The 19,673-nt window shown below is 57.5% G+C and carries 21 protein-coding genes; 4 read left to right on the top strand and 17 right to left on the bottom strand.

The window, feature by feature from the left end; genetic code table 11:
• Positions 1-34 precede the first annotated feature (34 nt).
• The 3 genes from aroC to ACU6HM_RS03510 all read right to left on the bottom strand — a co-directional run bounded on the left by aroC (position 35) and on the right by ACU6HM_RS03510 (position 3,077).
• Positions 35-1,096: a chorismate synthase gene (gene aroC / locus ACU6HM_RS03520; RefSeq protein ID WP_021446527.1), complete on the bottom strand. Its 1,062-nt coding sequence runs from the start codon at positions 1,094-1,096 to the stop codon at positions 35-37.
• 93 nt (positions 1,097-1,189) lie between these two features.
• Positions 1,190-2,656, bottom strand: coding sequence for a protein adenylyltransferase SelO (locus ACU6HM_RS03515; RefSeq protein WP_446763347.1), 1,467 nt, complete (start codon positions 2,654-2,656; stop codon positions 1,190-1,192).
• Positions 2,657-2,666: 10 nt separating this feature from the next.
• The gene (locus tag ACU6HM_RS03510; RefSeq protein ID WP_009462169.1) at positions 2,667-3,077 is read right to left on the bottom strand and encodes a DUF2069 domain-containing protein; all 411 of its coding nucleotides are present in this window, start codon (positions 3,075-3,077) and stop codon (positions 2,667-2,669) included.
• A 56-nt stretch (positions 3,078-3,133) separates the two neighbouring features.
• On the opposite strand from ACU6HM_RS03510, the gene ACU6HM_RS03505 reads away from it, so the two are divergent.
• On the top strand, positions 3,134-4,513 hold the full coding sequence (locus tag ACU6HM_RS03505; protein WP_009462171.1) for a YihY family inner membrane protein: 1,380 nt from the start codon (positions 3,134-3,136) through the stop codon (positions 4,511-4,513).
• Positions 4,497-4,958: a CBS domain-containing protein gene (locus ACU6HM_RS03500; protein ID WP_009462173.1), complete on the top strand. Its 462-nt coding sequence runs from the start codon at positions 4,497-4,499 to the stop codon at positions 4,956-4,958. The genes ACU6HM_RS03505 and ACU6HM_RS03500 overlap by 17 nt, the downstream gene beginning before the upstream one ends.
• 20 nt (positions 4,959-4,978) lie before the next feature.
• Here ACU6HM_RS03500 and dusA read toward each other — a convergent pair whose 3' ends face one another.
• Entirely contained in the window at positions 4,979-5,971 is a 993-nt protein-coding gene (gene dusA, locus ACU6HM_RS03495; protein ID WP_446763346.1) for a tRNA dihydrouridine(20/20a) synthase DusA, read from the bottom strand.
• A gap of 203 nt (positions 5,972-6,174) precedes the next feature.
• Between dusA and ACU6HM_RS03490 the strand changes: the two genes are divergently transcribed.
• Positions 6,175-7,146, top strand: a complete 972-nt coding sequence (locus ACU6HM_RS03490) for a homoserine kinase (protein WP_021446523.1) — start codon at positions 6,175-6,177, stop codon at positions 7,144-7,146.
• A gap of 14 nt (positions 7,147-7,160) precedes the next feature.
• On the top strand, positions 7,161-7,937 hold the full coding sequence (locus ACU6HM_RS03485) for a BPSS1780 family membrane protein (RefSeq protein ID WP_026483380.1): 777 nt from the start codon (positions 7,161-7,163) through the stop codon (positions 7,935-7,937).
• Here ACU6HM_RS03485 and ACU6HM_RS03480 read toward each other — a convergent pair.
• The 13 genes from ACU6HM_RS03480 to ACU6HM_RS03420 all read right to left on the bottom strand — a co-directional run bounded on the left by ACU6HM_RS03480 (position 7,934) and on the right by ACU6HM_RS03420 (position 19,673).
• Positions 7,934-8,332, bottom strand: coding sequence for a hypothetical protein (locus tag ACU6HM_RS03480; protein WP_250755793.1), 399 nt, complete (start codon positions 8,330-8,332; stop codon positions 7,934-7,936). The genes ACU6HM_RS03485 and ACU6HM_RS03480 overlap by 4 nt on opposite strands.
• Before the next feature lie 4 nt (positions 8,333-8,336).
• Positions 8,337-9,197, bottom strand: a complete 861-nt coding sequence (locus ACU6HM_RS03475; RefSeq protein WP_250755795.1) for a type II secretion system F family protein — start codon at positions 9,195-9,197, stop codon at positions 8,337-8,339.
• Positions 9,198-9,199: 2 nt separating this feature from the next.
• Positions 9,200-10,045 (bottom strand): type II secretion system F family protein, encoded by an 846-nt coding sequence (locus ACU6HM_RS03470; RefSeq protein ID WP_254499145.1) that lies wholly within the window; start codon positions 10,043-10,045, stop codon positions 9,200-9,202.
• Positions 10,042-11,691, bottom strand: coding sequence for an ATPase, T2SS/T4P/T4SS family (locus tag ACU6HM_RS03465; protein ID WP_446763345.1), 1,650 nt, complete (start codon positions 11,689-11,691; stop codon positions 10,042-10,044). The genes ACU6HM_RS03470 and ACU6HM_RS03465 overlap by 4 nt, the downstream gene beginning before the upstream one ends.
• Positions 11,681-13,051 carry a type II and III secretion system protein family protein gene (locus tag ACU6HM_RS03460; RefSeq protein WP_439108638.1) on the bottom strand — a complete coding sequence of 457 codons (1,371 nt, stop codon included), beginning with the start codon at positions 13,049-13,051 and terminating at the stop codon, positions 11,681-11,683. The genes ACU6HM_RS03465 and ACU6HM_RS03460 overlap by 11 nt, the downstream gene beginning before the upstream one ends.
• Positions 13,048-13,929, bottom strand: coding sequence for a Flp pilus assembly protein CpaB (gene cpaB, locus ACU6HM_RS03455; protein ID WP_009462189.1), 882 nt, complete (start codon positions 13,927-13,929; stop codon positions 13,048-13,050). The genes ACU6HM_RS03460 and cpaB overlap by 4 nt, the downstream gene beginning before the upstream one ends.
• Positions 13,926-14,546 carry a hypothetical protein gene (locus ACU6HM_RS03450; protein WP_250755804.1) on the bottom strand — a complete coding sequence of 207 codons (621 nt, stop codon included), beginning with the start codon at positions 14,544-14,546 and terminating at the stop codon, positions 13,926-13,928. The genes cpaB and ACU6HM_RS03450 overlap by 4 nt, the downstream gene beginning before the upstream one ends.
• Entirely contained in the window at positions 14,543-15,145 is a 603-nt protein-coding gene (locus ACU6HM_RS03445; RefSeq protein ID WP_254499141.1) for a pilus assembly protein TadE, read from the bottom strand. The genes ACU6HM_RS03450 and ACU6HM_RS03445 overlap by 4 nt, the downstream gene beginning before the upstream one ends.
• The gene (locus ACU6HM_RS03440) at positions 15,142-16,404 is read right to left on the bottom strand and encodes a hypothetical protein (protein ID WP_446763344.1); all 1,263 of its coding nucleotides are present in this window, start codon (positions 16,402-16,404) and stop codon (positions 15,142-15,144) included. The genes ACU6HM_RS03445 and ACU6HM_RS03440 overlap by 4 nt, the downstream gene beginning before the upstream one ends.
• Positions 16,401-16,658 (bottom strand): hypothetical protein, encoded by a 258-nt coding sequence (locus ACU6HM_RS03435; RefSeq protein WP_009462197.1) that lies wholly within the window; start codon positions 16,656-16,658, stop codon positions 16,401-16,403. The genes ACU6HM_RS03440 and ACU6HM_RS03435 overlap by 4 nt, the downstream gene beginning before the upstream one ends.
• Positions 16,659-16,910: 252 nt before the next feature.
• On the bottom strand, positions 16,911-17,606 hold the full coding sequence (locus ACU6HM_RS03430) for a fumarylacetoacetate hydrolase family protein (protein WP_009462199.1): 696 nt from the start codon (positions 17,604-17,606) through the stop codon (positions 16,911-16,913).
• A complete protein-coding gene (gene ppa / locus ACU6HM_RS03425; RefSeq protein ID WP_009462201.1) occupies positions 17,603-18,139 on the bottom strand; it encodes an inorganic diphosphatase in 537 nt (178 codons plus the stop codon). The genes ACU6HM_RS03430 and ppa overlap by 4 nt, the downstream gene beginning before the upstream one ends.
• A gap of 28 nt (positions 18,140-18,167) precedes the next feature.
• Positions 18,168-19,673: a heme biosynthesis HemY N-terminal domain-containing protein gene (locus ACU6HM_RS03420; protein ID WP_250755809.1), complete on the bottom strand. Its 1,506-nt coding sequence runs from the start codon at positions 19,671-19,673 to the stop codon at positions 18,168-18,170.

The following is a 19,673-nucleotide window of genomic DNA, read 5'->3' as shown; positions in this document are numbered from 1 at the left end:
ATGAAGTGCTAGGGTCCTGCGCAAACCCTCAGTTTCAGACGCCGCACTGCGAACGATGACGAAGACAATGATCCATCAAGACAATGGCCAGCAAGGCTTCGGCAATCGGCGTGGCACGAATACCCACACAAGGGTCGTGACGGCCCAGTGTCTGCACTTCAACCGCTTCACCGGCTCGATTCACGGAAGGACGCATGGTACGGATGCTGGCAGTAGGCTTGATCGCCAGAGAAACCGTCACGGCCTGCCCGGAGGAAATACCACCCAATACGCCACCGGCCTGGTTGGTCTTGAAACCATCGGGGTACAGCGCATCACCGTGCTCCGAGCCTTTTTGCGTAATGCAATCAAAGCCAGCGCCAATCGACACGCCTTTAACGGCGTTCAAACCCATCATGGCATGGGCGATATCGGCATCCAGACGGTCGTAAATAGGTTCACCCCAGCCAGCGGGCACGCCTTCGGCCACAACTTCAATGCGTGCGCCAATCGATTCGCCTTCTTTGCGCAGCTCGTCCATATAGGCTTCCAGCTGCGGCACCACGTCCATGTCTGGCGCGTAAAAGGGATTCTGCTCGACCACATCCCAGCTTTTGAAAGGAATGGCGATGGGGCCCAGTTGGCTCATATAGCCGCGAATCTTCACGCCGAAGTGCTCGGCCAGCCACTTCTTGGCAATTGCACCGGCCGCCACGGTAGGCGCAGTCAGGCGAGCTGAAGAGCGACCACCACCACGCGGGTCGCGGTTCTCGAACTTCTTCCAGTAGGTGTAATCCGCATGGCCGGGACGGAAGGTATCCAGCAGATTGCCATAATCCTTGCTGCGCGCATCGGAGTTGCGAATCAGTAGGCTAATGGGCGTGCCAGTTGTACGACCTTCGTAAATACCGGACAGAATTTCAACCTGATCCGGCTCACGGCGCTGAGTCACGTGGCGCGAGGTGCCAGGACGGCGGCGATCCAGTTCAAACTGAATATCCTGTTCAGACAGCTCCAGGCCCGGAGGGCAGCCGTCGATCACTGCGCCGATCGCTGGACCATGAGATTCGCCGTAATTCGTGACGCGGAAGCTTTTACCTAGAGTATTGCCGGACATAGAGAAAGTGAACGCAAAGAAATGAGGAAAAATGAAAGACAGGCACGATTATGGCATTGTTCCCGAATCCGGACATGCGCCGCGCCCGGTCTTTCAGGAAGAGCAACTGACGGCCAGCTCCGCACTGCCTTCTGGCGGCGGCATGGCATAGGCCTCAAAACCGGCCCGCTCGGTGTATGGGTCGCGCAGCAGCTTCAGCAAGGTGTCGATTTCGCTGGCGTCATCCTTGGCAGCAGCCTGGATGGCCTGCTCAGCCAAATGGTTACGCAGCACATATAAAGGATTGACGCGATTCATGGACTCGCGCTGCTCTGGCGTGTCGGAACCGTCCAGCTTCAGACGCTGGCTATAGGCTTGCCACCAGGCCCGGGCCTGATCTTCGGAACCCTCAAACAGGCTCAGGAAAGCCTCGGGTGCCTTGCTGGCCTGTGCCAGAGCACGGAAGGACAAGGTGAAATCCGCCCCGCTGTTGTGCAGCAAGCGCCACCAGTCATCGACCAGTTGCGCGTCATCCGCCTGCCAGGTGCGCAGGCCCAGCTTGGCCTGCAAATTGGCGTGATAGCGCTTCAGAAAACTGGCTTCAAACGTCTGCAAACGCTCTTTCACCGCATCCACATCTGGATCCAGCACCATCAAGGCGCTGGCCAGGCGGTACAGGTTCCAATGCACAATCGCAGGCTGTGCATTCCAGGCGTAACGACCTTGATTGTCGCTGTGATTGCAGACGTGATTCACGCGGAATCGGTCCATGAAGCCGTACGGTCCGTAGTCAATGGTCAGGCCCAGAATGGACATATTGTCGGTATTCATGACGCCGTGGCAAAAGCCGACAGTCTGCCAGTCGGCCACCATTTCTGCGCTGCGATGCGTCACTTCCTGCAAGAAGCGGCAGACGCGCTCCTGCTCCGAATCGCCTTCGACCAGCAGTTCCGGATAGAACTCGCGCAGCACATAGTCCAGCAATTCACGCACACGGCTTGCGTCGTTGGCCCAATGTTCAAACGAGCCAAAACGCACAAAACTGGGGGCAACACGTGTCACAATCGCGCCCGTTTCCACGGTTTCCCGGTACACAGGCGTATCCGAAGTGACCAGGGCCAGGGCCCGGCTGGTGGCAATGCCCAAACCGGCCATGGCCTCACTGGCCAGATATTCGCGCACACTGGATCTCAGCACGGCACGGCCATCGCCCATACGGGAATACGGGGTTTTACCGGCGCCCTTCAACTGCAATTCCTGCGGGCCCGTGGGGGTGTCGATTTGCCCCAGCAAATGCGCGCGGCCATCGCCCAACTGTCCTGCCCAGACACCAAACTGGTGACCGCTATAGACAGCCGACACCGTCAGGCCACCCGGCAAGGGGGCTTGGCCGCTGACTACATCCAGAAATTCCTGTTCCCCCAAACGGGAGACATCCAGACCCAGTTGCGCCGCCAATTCCTTATTGACGTGCAGCAGGCGGGAATTGGCCAGGGGTTGCGGCGGAACCGCCGTATGGAAAGCCGAGGGCAAATCCGCAAAATGATGACTGATGGCCAGGCCATCGAACAAGCTGGACATACAGACCCCCTTAGGCCGATTTGGCGGCTTTGGCAGCCTCGGCTTTTTCGGCCTTGCTGCGCTGCTTGGCCGCTTTCTTGGCTGGCCAAAGATAAAAAATGGCGCAGAAATAATAAATCAGGGACAAGACAATTTCTGCAATCGCCCAGGGCATAACTTCAGCCACCGGGTCCGACCAGGCACGCATGACCCCTTCTGCGAAGTACAGCAGAATCATCATGGACGTCCATTGCAGGGTATATAAATTGCCCTTGAGCACGCTGCGCAGCGGCAGCACCAAAGGAATCACTTTCAGCACCAGCCAGGAGCCACCAGGTTTCAAGGGCGCAAAATGAAGCTCCCAGGCCAGGCACAAAGCAATCAAGGCGACCAAAGCCAGGGCCGCCACTCGATGAAGTATGGGGTTTAAAGGTTCATGCATGCTGTTATTATCACCTGAACCCTGTCGAAAAGCAGCGTCCGCCGCATCAAACCGCTATGAAAAACGACGAGAACTTCCCTATGCCCTCTGAGCAAGCTGAACAAACAGACTTGAACCCAGATAACACCGATCCTGTCTCCGCGCAGGAGCCCCCGCCCGCCCCCACCGCCAAGCATCACTTTTTAAGTGTGGCGCGCTTTGCCATCAAGCGGGTGGCTGAAAAAGATCTGATGAAGGTGGCCTCCAGCCTGACCTACACCACGATCCTGGCCATTGTCCCCATGCTGACGGTGGTACTGGCGCTGTTCACGGCCTTTCCACTGTTCCAGGAATTTGAAAGTGCCCTGGAAGGGTTTTTGACCCGTAACCTGATGCCCGAAGTGGTGTCAGAAAACATCATGTTGTATCTGAACCAGTTTGCCTCCAAAGCGTCAGGCCTGACGGCGGTAGGCAGCTTGTTCCTGATTGTCACGTCCATCATGCTCATCATGACCATTGACGAGACCTTCAACAATATTTTCCAGGTACACGTGCAACGCCCACTGGGACAACGCCTGCTGGTGTACTGGGCCATTATTTCGCTGGGCCCGATTCTGACCGGCGCCAGCCTGTGGGCCACGACCATTCTGGCTCGGGAGTCCTTGGGTTATATCGGCGACTTGTCCGGCATAGTGACCTTTGCCCTGTCTTACGTCCCCTTCCTGTTTACCGCCCTGGGGCTGACGGCGCTGTTCATGTATGTGCCCAACCGCCGCGTATGGTGGCGCGATGCGCTGATTGGCGGGGTGGTTACCGCTGCCTTACTGGAGCTGATGAAGGCCGGTTTCGCCTTTTACCTGACCCGCTTTCCCACCTACACGATTATCTACGGCGCCTTTGCCATCCTGCCGATCTTCCTGCTGTGGATCTACATTTCCTGGCTGATCGTCCTGCTGGGTGCCTCCATGGTGGCGATTCTGCCCGACTGGCGTGGCCGCAACTGGGTCAAGACCAATGTGCCCGGCATCGCCTTTACCGATGCCGTGAACCTGCTCTACCAGCTGTGGCTGAACCGTCAGAGCCAGCAGGGACTTAGCGTACGTGAACTCAGCCACAAGCTGGAACGCGACCCGGACGAGCTCTACAGCATTTTATGCAAGCTCAAGTCCATGGGACTGATTGCTGACACCCAGCAAGACAATGACGAACAGTGGGTACTGAGTTGCGATCTGCGTCAGGTCAGCCTGAAACAACTTACCAAGGCATTTCTGCTGGACCGCTCCCATACCCACGAGGGTCCGCTAGAATATGTATTCAATTATCTTTCTCAGTTTTTCGATCAGCGACTATCCAATCTGGAAGAACTGTTTGAGTCGCCGCAAGGCATTCTGACAGGACAACCAGCCATACTAAACGCCGATCCCGGTCAGGAGACCCAGTATGCTAAAAGTCAGTGAAATCCTGCGTGTCAAGGGAGACACGCTTTATACAGGCACCCCCGAAATGACCGTTGAAAAAGCGGTACAGAGCATGAGCGAGCTGGATATTGGTTCGCTGGTGATCATGGAGCATGGTCAGTTGGTGGGTATGTTGACCTTTCGCGAGATCATTCGCCACTGGCACGCTCAGGGCGACAAGGCCCAGGGCTTTACGGTGCGCAGCATCATGGATGACGCCCCTGTCAGCGTCACCCCCAACACCAGCGCCGACGAGGTGCAGCGCCTGATGCTGAACAACCACGCACGCTATATGCCCGTGATGGACGGTCCCGTGCTGATGGGAGTTATTTCCTTCTTTGATATGGCCCGCGCCATTGTTCACGCCCAGCAGTTCGAGAACAATATGCTCAAAGCCTACATCCGCGACTGGCCTACCGATTCCGAGCAAGCCAGCGCATCCTGATCCCCTGGATCAGGCCGCCTTTACTGACGGCGTTGCAATTCTTCCCAGGCCTGCGCAAGCAGGCCTGGATCGTTTTTGGCCAACCAATTGTGATCTGACAAGGTACGACGCCACTGACGTGCGCCCTTCTTGCCGTGCGGCCAGCCCAACATGCTCTTGATCACAATGCGTAACGGCACACCTGCCTGAACATGGTGCCGGGCATAAGCAATCATCTGCTCCACCACGGCATCCTCGCCCATCAAGGGATGCTCAGGCCACAGCCGACGATGAATCTCGCTTAATACCGCCGGCGTATGCCAGGCTGCCCGGCCCAGCATCACACCATCGAACTGTTCCTCCAGCGCTAGCGCCTGATCCGGCTCCTGAATGCCGCCATTCAAGATGAACAGTGCTTCAGGAAAGTCCTTTTTCAACTGCATGGCCATGTCATAGCGCAAAGGCGGAATCTCCCGATTGTCCTTGGGCGACAAGCCTTTCAAGACCGCATTGCGGGCATGAACCGTAAAGACACGGCACCCGGAATCGAACAAAATCCCCACAAAGTCCCGCACAAAGCCATAGGACTCGTTGTAATCCAGCCCCAGCCTATGCTTGACCGTCACAGGCACAGAGACCGCGTCCTGCATGGCTTTAACGCAGTCTGCCACCAACTGCGGCTCGTTCATCAAACAGGCACCGAAAGCGCCTTTTTGAACCCGCTCCGAGGGGCAGCCACAGTTCAGATTAATTTCGTCGTAGCCCCACTTTTCACCTGCCAGAGCGCTGGTCACCAAGGCGTCCCGGTCGCTGCCCCCCAGTTGCAAGGCAACTGGATGCTCCGCCTGATCAAAATCCAGATGACGTGCCTGATCGCCGTGCGTCAGTGCGCCCGTGGTGATCATTTCAGTAAACAGCAAAGCGCGCGGCGCCAGCAGACGATGAAAAAAGCGGCTGTGGCGGTCAGTCACGTCAATCATGGGCGCCACACTCAAACGCCACATCTGGCTGTCCGGCATCACAAAATTAGTCATAAACAGGGAGCAAATAGCCTGATCGCAGGCTTGGTGAAAAAGGGTAAACACCCATTTTAATGGTTTCAGCCGACCACAGGATGAAGATAAAGCGCGGTAAATCGCCGCAAGGCTCCAAAAAGCGGGCGCACTGGTCTAAAATCGGCCGTTTGACATACTTGCGCGCCTGATAGTGCGCCAACAACCGGACCCTCACTGAAAGCATGGCTGTTTTTACTTCTGTCAGCGAACTTGACGCCCGCGAACTGCTGGAACAATACACAATTGGCGAATTTGTTTCCTTACGTGGTATTACCGCCGGCATTGAAAACACCAATTACTTTCTGAGCACCACCCAGGGCGAGTATGTTCTGACCTTGTTTGAAGTCCTGACGCTGGAACAACTGCCTTTCTATATCGAGCTGATGCACCACCTGGCCGCCAAAGGCGTGCCGGTGCCCGAGCCCATGACACGCCGCGATGGCAAACGCATCTGTGTCATGCACGGCAAGCCGTGCTCGATTGTGACGCGCCTGCGTGGTGGTTACGAGCCCGAGCCCACGGTTGAACATTGTCGCCAGATCGCCCGTACACAAGCTCAGGCCCACCTGGCTGCGCAGGACTTCCCTCTGGAACAACCCAATCTGCGCGGCCTGAGCTGGTGGCAAGCCACCGTTCCCCAGGTTCTGCCCTTTCTGGACGAGAGCCAGTCCGAGCTTATCCAGACCGTCTTGCAAGAGCAAAGCCGTTTTGCCGACAGCGACACCTATCGCGCCTTGCCACAAGGCCCGGCTCACTGCGACCTGTTCCGCGACAACGTGCTGTTTGCCGGCACCTCGGAAGCGCCTCAGATGGGCGGCATCATCGACTTTTACTTTGCCGGTTGCGACACCTGGCTGTTTGACGTGGCCGTGGCCGTGAACGACTGGTGTATCGACCGCCTGAGCGGTGCCCTGAACCTGGAAAAAGCCCAGGCCTGGCTGGAGTCCTACGCCCAGGTGCGCCCCTTTACCGAAGCCGAACACAGCGCCTGGCCTATACTGATCCAGGCCGCCGCGCTGCGCTTCTGGATCTCGCGCCTGTACGACTTTTATCTGCCCCGCCCCGCTCAAACCCTCAAGCCGCATGACCCGCGGCACTTTGAGCGTGTGCTGCGCCAGCGTCGCGACCATGCTGTACCGGCGCTCCCTCGATAAATACGGATACTGATATGCAAGCTGCCAAGCTCCCCTTTCTTTACGGGTGGTACTGGATTCAGGAAGGATTGCGCTTGTTCAAGCTGCAACCGGCTGCTCTGTTCTTCTGGAGCTTGATCACCTCCATCCTGATCAACCTGAGCAATATTTTCCCCATCATCGGCCAGATGGTGCTGATCGTGCTGGTCCCGACCATGACCTTTATCATTCAGAATGCCTGTCGCCGCATTCATGAGGGAGAGGTCATTCGCCTGGGCATGTGGACCGAGCCCTTGAAGCCCGCCCCGGTACGCAACCGCCTGATCAAACTGGGCATCATTTACTTGTTAGCCTGCCTGGTCGTCGGCTTTGTGGCGACTTTCCCTTTTGTGAATGAGCTGTCCCAGTTGATGGACAACAGCAATGCCACTCCACAGGAGGTCATGGCGGCCTTTCGCAAGCCCATCATTTTGTTCTTCGTGCTGTACCTGGGCCTGTCCGCCCTGTTCTGGCACGCTCCGGCCCTGGTAGGCTGGCATGCCATCCCGGTCAAGCAAGCCCTGTTCTTTTCCATGGTGGCTTGCTGGCGCAACAAGGCCGCCTTCCTGCTGTACGGCCTGTGCTGGGCGGCTGCTTTCTTCGCCATCCAGACCCTGGGCGAATTGCTGCTGGGTGCAGGTTTAAGCCCAGGCACGGCCACCATGGTGCTGACGCCTATCAATCTGGCGATGGCTGCCATCCTGTACGCCAGCTTCTACCCGGCTTACCGCAGCGTGTTTGGTGATCCGATGCGCGACGCCGCACAAGGCTAAGCCCGGTCCAGCCATACCCCGCCCCCTGTTTGACGTATTTCCTGCAGGGCGGCGGCCCAGGGCGAAAACTGCTCCGGCCCCGACAGAGAAGTGACCGGCGCCTCCAGTACCGATCTGGCTTTTCTGTGCCAACGTATCGCTCCCGCAGGTACAGCCGGACAAAACCTCAAGGGCTGATCATCTTCATCCAGAAAGCAGATATCCAGAGCCTGCCGCATTCCCCATAGGTGCACCGCCCTACAAGGCCGCAGCCACACCGCAACTGCGAAACTCTTGTTCTGTGGCAATGCCTTCCAGCCACGCCAACGGGCCCAGAAAATATTGGCGTCGAACAGATACAAGGGCTGCTGTGGCACCTGTTGCAGCGGCTGTTTGATCAGTACTGAGATAGACATCGCCCTAGCCTCCCCCTGCCAGCCAAGGGCCTAACAGGCTCATCGCAATCACCAGAAACGTGCAGGGGAAAATGCACACGACCAAAGGGGCCAGCAAATAAACAGGCAGCTTGAGGGCTCTTTGCTCAGCTTCCAAGTGCAAATGACTACGCAATTTTTCAGCTTGAGCGCGTAGCAACAAAGCCAAAGACAAACCCGTGTCCTGTGCCAGTTCCAAAGACAAAGCCAATTCTTCCAGCTCTGCCTGCCTGAAACTCAAAGCGACATTGCGCATGGCTTGCGGCAAACGTCGTCCCGCCCGAACCTCGCCCTGTACCTTGTTCAAGCTGATCAGCAGACTGCCTTGCGGTAGGGCCTGCGTTGCACGCGCCCAGGCTTGCTGCAAGCCCAGTCCGGATTCGACAGCCAGCACCAGCAGATCCAAAAAAAATGGCAAGTCCCGGCGGCAACGGAAATGATACTGACGCTGCAGTTTTCTTCCTCGTGAGATAGCTTGCAGTACGCTCAGGAAGAAGCCAGTCACAGCCAGCCCTGCAAGCTCCATCAATGAGGCTCCCTGAGTTAACAAGAAAGCACTGACAAGACTCGTGAGCAATCCAGTCAAGGCCAAACGTTTGCTTAAAAACCCCCGTACTTCCTTGGCATACGAACCCCACAATCGCTCGGGCCACTCATGCATAAAAGGCAAGGACAGGCAGAGATTCAGAGTTCTGGAAAACGGGGCTTCCCAAGCCTGCCAGGCCGCCTGCCCCAAACTGCTGCCTCCTTGCAGCAAAAGCAGATAACGACCGCGCCAAGCCCACAGGAATGCCATCAGGAACAAGGCTGCACTCAAGGCAGAGAGCATCCAGATCAGTGTGAGCATGATCACCCCTCCCCTCGCAGGATCACTTGCATCCACCACAGCCCCATCAGCAGCATGGCCACTAGCGCCCCCGCCACCCAAACACCCAATGTGTTGAACCAGGCCTGCTCAAATGCCGTGGCATCCAGAAGGTACAAGGCGCCCGCCACAAAACCCGGCAAGCAGAACATGATGCGCGCCTGCAAACGGGCCTGCGTGGTCAAGGCAACAATCTTGTCCTCGATGGTCAGTCGCGCCCGAATGGTTTGCGCCAATATTTTCAAACGCTCCCCCAATCCAGCCCCCGTGCTCTGGCCCATCTGCAAGGCACTGAACAACATGGCCAGTTCTGACACCGGCACTCGATCCAGAAGGTCTTGATACGAGTCCTTGGCACTCACCCCCAAGCGCTGCTGACGCAATAGCAAACGCAGCTCTTGCCCCAAGGGCGCAGGCAAAGATTGAGACAGCTGCTGCAAAGCCGCTTGCAAGGCCAAACCTGCTTGCAGGCTCAAGGCCAAAGACAGAACAAAGTCAGGCAACTGTCGTCGCAAGCTTGCCAAGCGCCGCTGTCCCATCCAGCGCAGAACCAGTAAAGGCGTGACTGCAGCCAGCAGGGCTACCATCGCTGCCAGCCAGAACGACTGCATCAGCCACCAAGCCGTCAAAAAGATCAGGGGCAATAAAGCCCAGGCCCCAAAAGCCAAATACTGACTGCGCACAAATACAAAATGTGATTGCAAACTCTGCTCGGACTGCCTGAGCAGTTGCTGCCTATAACGCTTGGCAAGACGCTGTCCTGAACGTAGCAATACATAGGCCAACGCCGTGGTACCCAAGACAATCAGCAAAATACTGAGAAATCTCATGATTGCCTCTCTGCAGACGAAACATGTTCGGAACGCAAGCCACTGGCGGCAAAACCGAACTCCGGGCGATAGCGGTACAAGGTTTGCAGTTGAATACGCTGCGCCTCGATGCCGGTCACCTCCACAATCTCGTGCACCAAACGCTTGCCATCAGGCAAGCGGCTCAGTTGCACGATAATGTGCAAAGCCCGCGCGATATGCTCTCGCACAACCAGCAAAGGCAAATCCAGACCTGCCATCAACACCATCCCTTCCAGGCGGGACAAAGCATCGCGAGGCGTATTCGCATGCAAGGTCCCCATCGAGCCTTCGTGGCCGGTGTTCATGGCCGACAACATATCGAAAGCTTCTGCGCCCCGGCACTCCCCCACCACAATCCGGTCTGGCCTCATTCGCAAGGCTTGTCGTAACAGGCTCCGTATATCCACTTGCCCCTGACCTTCTGCATTCGCGGGTCGGGACTCCAAAGCCACCCAATTACTGTGCTGCAACTGCAGCTCAGCCGCGTCTTCCAGGGTCACGATTCTTTCACCTGAATCAATGCAGGTGCTAAGCACGTTCAGCAACGTCGTTTTGCCTGTCCCGGTTCCACCCGAAACCAGAATATTGCAGCGTCGCTGCACCGCCTGTTGCAGGAAAGCGGCCATCTCCGGCGACAAACTGCCCGTCTGCAACAGATCCTCCAGCCCCAGGCGTCGTTTGGGGAACTTGCGTATGGTCACGCAGGTTCCCTTGACCGCAATGGGCGACAGTACCGCATGAAAACGCGAGCCATCGGCCAAGCGCCCATCCACTGCGGGCGAGTTGATATCCAGCCGTCTACCCAAGGGAGCCAGGATGCGGTCAATAATCGCCCGCAAGGCCGACTCGCTGCTGAACACCAGGGGATGGGCCTGAAGCCGCCCCGCCTGCTCAACAAATACCCGATCATAATGATTGACCATAATTTCCGAAACCGAGGTATCAGCCAGTAAAGGCTCCAGAGGGCCCAAACCCACCGCCTCGGCACAAACACTGGCTTGCAGGCTGGCTTGCTCATGCTTGGGGACAGCACATTGGGCCTGGATCAAACGACCCAAGCAATCAAAGGCTTCCTGCTTCAACTGTCTGTCTGTGACGCGGGAGAGGTCTCGACGCTCCAATTCCAACGCACTCAACAAGGCTTGATGCAGGCGTTGCTGTTCCTGTCTGAACAGAGCACTATCGGATACCGGAAGATCAGCTTGCCCAGGAGGGAAAAAACCTTGCTCACCCTGTGGTGTCTGACGCGGTTCTTCCCTCGTAAAGGACTGCGGTGTTGAGGTTTCCGGTGGGTTTCCCAAGTCCGAAGCGGCCATGTCAACTCTGGGCAGAACCTTCTGCCCAAAACCGACGATGCGCAACTTGAACCCTCCCAGCACCAGCACATCGCCCAAGCGCAAAGGCCCATCGTCATAAACCCGTTTGCCATTAAGCTGAACGCCCGTCAAAGAGCCATGATCCTGGATGTACACCGCCCCCGCCCGCTTCAGAAAACTGGCATGCTGGCGCGCGATACGCCAGGACGGCAGAACCACATCACAGGCCGGGTCACGCCCTATCAAGGCCGGCAAACTGACCGTGCAGGGGCGCGTCGTCCCCAGCTCCGACTCAAGCTCAAGGTTCAACACGAAATACCTCACTATCAGGTTCTACCCATTGCGACCAGGTGCCTCGCCCTGCTCCCTTGGGGATGGCACGCACAGGTGTATTCAAGCGCGGAGCATCAGGAAAGGTTTGATCCAACCACTGGGCAGCATTCGCCTGCCGAGCCAGCAAATCAGGATGCTCTGCCGCCACCAAAGTCGGCGTCACAAATACCGCCAACTCCGTTTCCTGTCGGGCAAAGCGTTCGGAACGAAACAAGGCGCCCAGCACTGGCAAACTGGCCAATCCCGGTAGACGATCCACATGCCGAGATTCTTCACGCGAGATAAACCCTGCCAGCACCAGCGTTTGTCCTGAACGGACATTGAACTCGGTCGAAGCTCGTCGGGTTTTCAAAGACGGCCCGGCGGGTTGGGACAGGCTGGCGTCAACGGAGCTAACCTCCACCTCGATCTGCGAACGCACCAACCCGCCACGCTCAACTCGCGGCACAATGCGCAGCGACACACCGTAAGGCTTGAAGCTGGTCTTGCTGTTTCCCTTGTCGTCCGTGGTGGTGTAAGGCAGCTCGCCCCCGGCCAGAAACTCGGCTTGAGAACCACTGCGTGCCAATAGCTGCGGTTGCGCCAGTACAACCGCATGTCCTTCCTGTGCCATGGCCTGAACGCGAGCAGACATCAAGGCGCCAACACCAAAGAATGCTGCCCCCTGCTTGGCAGGAAACGCCAAAGGCAAAACAGCTTCACCTGGCCTGTCCAAAAACTGATGAGTAGCCGCATCCCAGGCACCGCCCATACTCAAACCACCCTGAGAGCTCCCATCCCAACGCACTCCCAGCTCTCGCAGACTGTTGCGCGGCACCTCCACTACCTGCACATCCAGCAAGACCATCGGTTCCCAACCGTCCTGCTGCGTGAAATCCAGCAATTGAGGATGCTCCTGACTTAATGCCTGAATGCGTTGCTTGTCCTGATCACTTAAACCTTCTCCTTCCAGCACCAGCTTGCCACCCAGTTCGCTGATGCGTAACTCGGGAATGCGTTCCAGCAAACTTCGTAGCTCCGCCAAGGTTTGCCTATGATTTTCTGGCGACACCTCAATTTGGTAGGACTGGCTTTGCCCGGAATGGGACCAGACTTGCACCACCGTGCTGCCCGTCTTGCGTGCAAACAGAATCAATTCGCCCGATTCCGTGGTGACAGCGTGAACAATATCACCGTCGCCGACAGCCACCCGCTCCACCTGCGTGTCAGGCAGAACCATCAACTCACCGACTTGCAGCCCCAAGCCCTGGGCCTGGCTTTGCAAAGTTGCACTACACAGGGCACCAGACAGCAAACTCACAGCGGCCCGCCTACACCAATAGCGATTTTTGCTCATGGCTGCTGCCCCACAGAAAAGCCGTCCGGCATATCCAGCCAACCCAGACGCTCCACTTCTGTCTGGCCAAGTTGCCCTGCCGGTCTGTTGCCGTACAAAACTTGTACAGGCTGTTTGGGCCTTGCACCCGGCCCCAGACCCAGAATGTCAGCCAGCTCACCCCGCACGGCAGCCTGATGGGGTGTATGGTCATCCGGATTGCGCAGCAAGGCACTGATGCGTCCATGTTGCCTGGCTGCCAGCAACTTCAAGGCATCGTCCGGGCCTACATCCAGGGTCAAGGTGTTGTAGACGTCCTGATCCAATCTGGCCGTGGTCGAGCCTTCACCCGACCTTTGTCCGGTCGCCAGAACCAGAACAGACTGCAGCAAGGGGGCCGTTACCCGCCGCTGCCGATCATCAAAACTGACATAGATATCGATCAGATCTCCTGGCCGGATCAACCCCGACACCGAACTGATCGCATCCACCGGCACAGTCAGGGCACGCCTGCCAGAGAGCAATTGCTGTGAAAATGGACTGCTGACCTCCTGCACATGCGCCTTGCTGATCAAATCCCCTGCCCGCAAAGGCTGGCTGAGCACTTGCCCTAGCAGACTCTCAAACTGCGCTACATCCCAGCTGTCACTAGGCACCAGTTCAGCAGGAAAGGCGCGGGCGGCCAAATGCTCCGCCTGCAACACCGTCCCCGCTGTCAGACTGGAGGCGGCTACCACCCTATCCAATTGCACACGATGCGCCGCTTGCCGCAGAGCCTCTTCCTGCCGGTCCAAGTAACGGCTGCTGGTCCCGGCGGCCATCAAACCAGCCACCAAGGCCAGCAGGCCAAACCCTGCGCTGGGATGACGGCATAGCCACAAGAATTTCGCCCGTATCATGAGGCCTCCTTTCCACAGGCACGGCAGATCAAGAGCAAGTAGCGCTGCCGCTCATGCTCCAGCTCCATGACATCCAGTTCGGCCGGGCCTTTGCGCCAATAACGCTCGCCCGCCTCGGCTCCCCAGTCCTTGCGCCGCAAATCGGCTCGCCATCCAGGCTCGGCCTTCAACAGCCAGCTTTGCACTTGCCCTGGCTGTTCGTGTTGCCACAGGACGGCACCAGCAACGGGTGGCGCTGACCAAACCGATGAGGGGGAAACAGGCTGACTGTGTTCGGAAACACTTAACAAACCCGACAAGGTCGAGGCCTGTATATCCTCCAACCACAAAACGCAATTCCTGCCATCTTTGGCACGCAGAAATACCCATTGCCCTTCCAATCTGATTGCGCCGTAATGAGCTCCACAGAATGGCTCCAAACGAGAAGCCAAAGTCTGCGCATCCAGGTCTGTGCTCAGTCCCCAGCTATACACAGGTCCAACATCGGTCTGTGCCATTTGCCCTTGACCCCACTGAACTTGGGAGTCCTGCAAAGGTAGGAGCAAGGGCCGCGTTTTGGCCGGCAAAGGGCTGAACATCAAGAAAAACAGCAAGATCAAGGCAAGCAGCTGTCTCATGGTCGCTCCTTGGGGCCATGATCCGGCACGTAATCCTGCCACCGGCTCAGCCAATCCAAATCGGCTCGTGTCCGCCCCCAGGCCGCGTCCATAGGCCCTGCCTGCCGTATCGTTTCTCTGGCAGCGGGCCGGCTTGAGGCCATGGCCTCACCCCAAGCAGTCGTACTGTTTTCCAGACGCTGACGTGTTTGTTGTGTACTGCTAGCCTGCCCCGCAGCCGCCCACAGCCGGGATTGGCGCTGCAACTGTGTTTTGATGGACAGAGTTGCCAGCCAACGCGGCCACGGAATGGAAACACGCGACTGTGCCGTCCAGAATCCACTGCGCAAGCTCAAAAGCTCCCATTGCAAGGGCTGGGTTGTCGCTATCGGCGACTCCGAAAAACGGGTCGGTACTGCTTCTTGAACGGGGCTGCTCGCTGCTCGAACTGGCTTGCCATGGGCATCGTGCGTGAACAGGCTCAAGTGTGTACTCTGCTGCATTTGCTGCAAGCGATACTGCTGCTGCATCAGCCAACGTCCCGCCATCACCATCAGGCCCAACACCACACCCAGCAAACAGGCCTCGACCAGTGCGATCCCTTTTTGTCGCGTGTTCATAATTGGCGGCCTCCTGCATCCATCAGCCGTGCCTGCCAAAAGGGCAAAAACAGGCTGGGCTTGGCATCCACACCAGAATCTGCCCTATCCGGTGGCAGGGAGAAAAATGATTGCGCCGCCGCCCGTGTATGAACGGTTTGTCCCCAATGGCCTTGAGCCTGTAATGTCAACACCAGATCGGGGCCTGCTCTCTTTTCAGAATCAGCCAAGGCATACCCGTCTACCCATGACCTTTGACTCCAGGGTCTGGCATCTCGCCGCGCCCAGGATTGCACCACTGTATTGCCTTGAGCCGATAGCAAAGAGCTATTGCCCTGCTCCAGCGCCCACTTCCAGAAGCTCTGCCCTGAAAAGTCGTCTGGCGCATCAATTCCGGACGCATGAGTTGGCGTTTGCAAGGCCCACGCCATGGCATATTCACGGAAATAACAGCCTATCCAACGGTTGGAGCGAACCATATGCATGGACTGCGTATCGTTGGAATGCCAGCGGCCCGAACGGTCAAACTCGGTACGACCAGCACGACGCAAACGATGCTGCCTCAAAGGGCAACGCCGATCGACACCGGGATAAGAGCGAGCCTCGTAATCCCGTGGGGACAGAAACCCGTATAAAGACACCAGATGCGCCAAGCCCGACTGCCATTGGGCTTGTCCGGACTGTAGCAACAGAAACTGCGGCCAGCCGTCCTGCTCAAACTGCCAGCGAATGGCTTGAGCCGGCCAATCCGGCAAACTGCCATCCAAGGTCGCCTGAATAATGGCTTGTCGCCGTTGCGGTAACCCCTCTACCAATTGCTCTTGGGCCTGCGCCAGCACGTCCTGAATCAAACGCTGATGGGCCTGGAAAGCCTGCTCCAAAGCCTGCTGATTGTCTCCAGCAGATCGCGCCTGGGTATACGCCAGTCCATGTGCAGGACCAAACATCATGGCGACCAAGTGCACAGGCGGATTCGCCCTACGCGCTTGCCCGGACTGGGTTTGCGCTGCCCTGTCCCATGTTGCCAAGGTCAATAAATGACCCAAAGCCAGTTGATGCCCCAACTGCGCCCGATTGATATAAGCCAGCAAGTTCAAGGTACGTGCCTGCTCGGTGGCCGCACCATAGGCAGCCGCATCCAGCACCAGGGACAAACGCCCTTGCTGCTCGGCAATCTGGTTCACATGAAAGTAGCCGCCCCAGGCGACAGACAGAAGTGCCAGCGCGATCAGCCCCCAGGCCAACGCCGCCCCCTCTTGTGGTCGGTTGGGCGGCCTCATTGCGCATTGCCCGTAAAGGATTTCAGGCTCTTGGCACTGCCTTGAGCCGCAGCAGCAGAAGCGGCAGATTGCGCTTGCTGAGTCTGCTCGGAGCCATCCTCCCCCGCCAGTTCCTTGGCCATGGCCGCGGTCTGATTACGAATCACCTGACCAAAGGACTGATAAACGGCAATAGCCGCCACCGCGACCAAAGCCACAATAATTAAATACTCGACCATGCCCTGGCCGCGCTGCCGTCTGATGAACTGTCTCATTGGAATCTCCCAAAAGTCAGTTCACAGTCTGCCCCTTGGCAGCGGGCCAGAATATTCGCAAAAGCCGAGCGGGATGGGTTTGTCCGGCTTTAATACCTATGGGCTCATTACGCCCCGAAAAGCATGTTACTCATGAGTAGTGACCGCGTACCCCAAAAAACAACTTGCTCACTGCACGGCCAATAAAAATGCCAGTCAGTGTTAACTGACTGGCATTACGCCTGGAGGCGATTTTTTCTTCAAGCCGATGGTTTAGACCAGACGCACCTCTATGCTACCCAGACCGTCGATCGCCCCGTGCATCACATCGCCACGTTCCACCGAGCCGACACCGGCTGGGGTTCCCGTGAAAATGATGTCGCCTGGGAACAATTCGAACAGGCCCGACAGGTAAGCGATGGACTCAGCCACATTCCAGATCAGCTGATTCAAATCGCCGGTCTGGCGACGCTCGCCGTTGACGTCCAGGGTGATAGCACCTTGGGACAGCTCGCCAATACGGCTGCGTGGGACCAGAGGGCCGGTCGGCGCGGAGTGGTCAAAGGCTTTGCCCACTTCCCAGGGACGACCAGCTTTTTTAGCTTGCGTCTGCAAATCCCGGCGGGTCATGTCCAGACCCACCGCGTATCCCCACACACATTCAGCAGCCTGCTCCACAGTCAGATCACGCCCGCCCTTGGACAAAGCCACGACGAGTTCGATCTCGTGATGCAGATCCTGGGTGCGAGAGGGATAAGGCATGTCGCAGACCTGGCCGGGCAGCACGTTCAAGATGGAGTCCGCCGGTTTGCAGAAGAAAAAAGGATCTTCGCGACCGGTAAAGCCCATTTCCTGTGCATGCTCGACGTAATTGCGGCCGACGCAGTAAATGCGGCGTACAGGAAAAACCTGCTCACTGCCCTGTACGTTCAGAGCCGCAACGGCGGGTGCGGGGATGACGGTACTCATTTTGCCTGGCCGTCAGCAAAGCGCTTGGCACCGTCTACCAGCTCTTTCTTGGCAGCTTCGATACCGTCCCAGCCCTTGACCTTGACCCATTTACCTTTTTCGATGTCTTTGTAGTGCTCGAAAAAGTGCTTGATGCGCTCCAGCTCTTCAGGCTGCAGATCTTCAGGCGACTTCACGTTGCGGTACAGGGGGTACAGCTTGTCGGTAGGCACGGCCAGCAGTTTGGCATCGCCACCGCCTTCGTCGTCCATATGCAGCACGCCGATAGGACGGCAAGGAATCACGGCACCGATCTGGATTGGGAAAGGAGCAATCACCAGCACGTCAACCGGGTCGCCATCGTCCGAAATGGTTTGTGGAACGTAGCCGTAGTTGCAGGGGTAGTGCATGGCGGTCAGCATGAAACGGTCCACAAAAACCACGCCGTTCTCGTCAACTTCGTATTTGACGGGGTCCGAGTTCATGGGGATTTCGATGACTACGTTGATCTCGTCGGGCAGTTTCTTGCCAGCAGGTACTTGGGCGAGGCTCATTCGTGCAAACCTTTAAAAATAAAAGAAATTAATCGTTGGAGCGTCGAGGACGATCCGAAGTTTGAGAGAGATCGACCCCAGGGATGGGAGCCGTATCAAAGTAATCATCCAGATCCGAAGAGGAGCTCAAGCTGTCTTGCGAAGGCGTGGCAGCAGGAGGCACTGGCTCGGCCACCACAGGCAATGGACGGCCCTGATCTGGCAGGTCCTCGGCCACGACGCTGGCGGCATAGGTGTAATGCGGCAGATCGTCGTCATCCTGCGATGGCAGGCTGTCCGCATCGGTATGGCTAGGGTCATGACGAGTATCCGCTGCTGGCAAAGCCGTGCTGACCGCCAGAATCGGTAAGGTGCCGGCCATGGAGGCGGCCTTGCGCCAGTAAGAGACGGCTTCGTCGTGGCGACCCAGGCTGTCGTACAGATTACCCAGCAAAGCATGATTACGCAGATCGCCCTGGATTTTCAGGCTACGCAACAGGTAATGCTCGCCCTGCCCCCACAATTGGCTGGTCAGGCACAGATGGCCCAAGGTGGACAGCAAGACCGGATTGTTGGGCTGACTGCGCAGCCACTCTTCGGCCTTGGCCAAGCGGCGGCCCACATATTCAGGTGGGCACTGGGCGTAGGCTTCCAGCAAGCGGCTGTCGAAACTGACTGCAATCGCAGGCTCCAGGATACGACCGGCTTCTTCGTAATTACCTTCATGTTCTTGAATCAGGGCAGCTTCCAGCGCGACGCCGGGCAGGATCTTTTCTTCGGACTTCAGATCCGACCATAAGGCCTTGAACTGTTCAGCACCACCCACACGCAAACGAGCAGCAGCGGCAAATTCGATGTGGTTCAGTGCCTCTTGACGTTCGATCCCACTGCGGCGCACCAGCAAACGGGTCAACTCGTAAACACGTTCAGCATTACCTTGCTGACGATAGGCGCGCAACAACAAACGAGTGGCGTGCAAGTGGCGCGAACTGGCATCCTGCAAATCCTGCAGCAGCTCGATGGCTTCTTCGGTACGATTCTGATCCAGGTACAGCTCGGCCGAAGCCACGGCACTGGCCTCTTTCAAACGAGCATCATCGCCAGCGGCAGCACGAGCGGCGGCCAAGGCTTCGTCACGTTGAGCAATCTGACCTTGATAATGCGCAGCACGCGCTGCTGCCAAACCTGCCACGACCTTGCTGGACTGCGAGCGGGTTTTGCTCATCAGCTTCATCAAGTCTTTTTCAGCTTGCTCGTAACGACCTTCCAGAATGCTGATCCATCCAGTTTCCAGCAAAGCCTGGTCACGGCGTTGAGCGCGACGACCACGCCACAGGCGGAAACGCTCCGGACCATCGCTGAACCAGGCCAGCAGGCGCAGCAGTACGTACAGCACGATGAACAGCCCCAGCGTGCACAGAACCACGTAAGTCAGCGAGGCGCGCGCCAAATAATGCGGCGTGACTAAATAGACGTTACCGGCGTGTTCACGCAAGACCAGAGCCAGCGCGACTGCGGCGATAAATAAGATGAGAGTCCAGAACCAAGTACGCAT

It is taken from the genome of Alcaligenes sp. RM2 (genome assembly GCF_052931795.1).
Note: the sequence above shows the minus strand (reverse complement) of the source record. Positions and strands in the feature narration are given on the sequence as shown.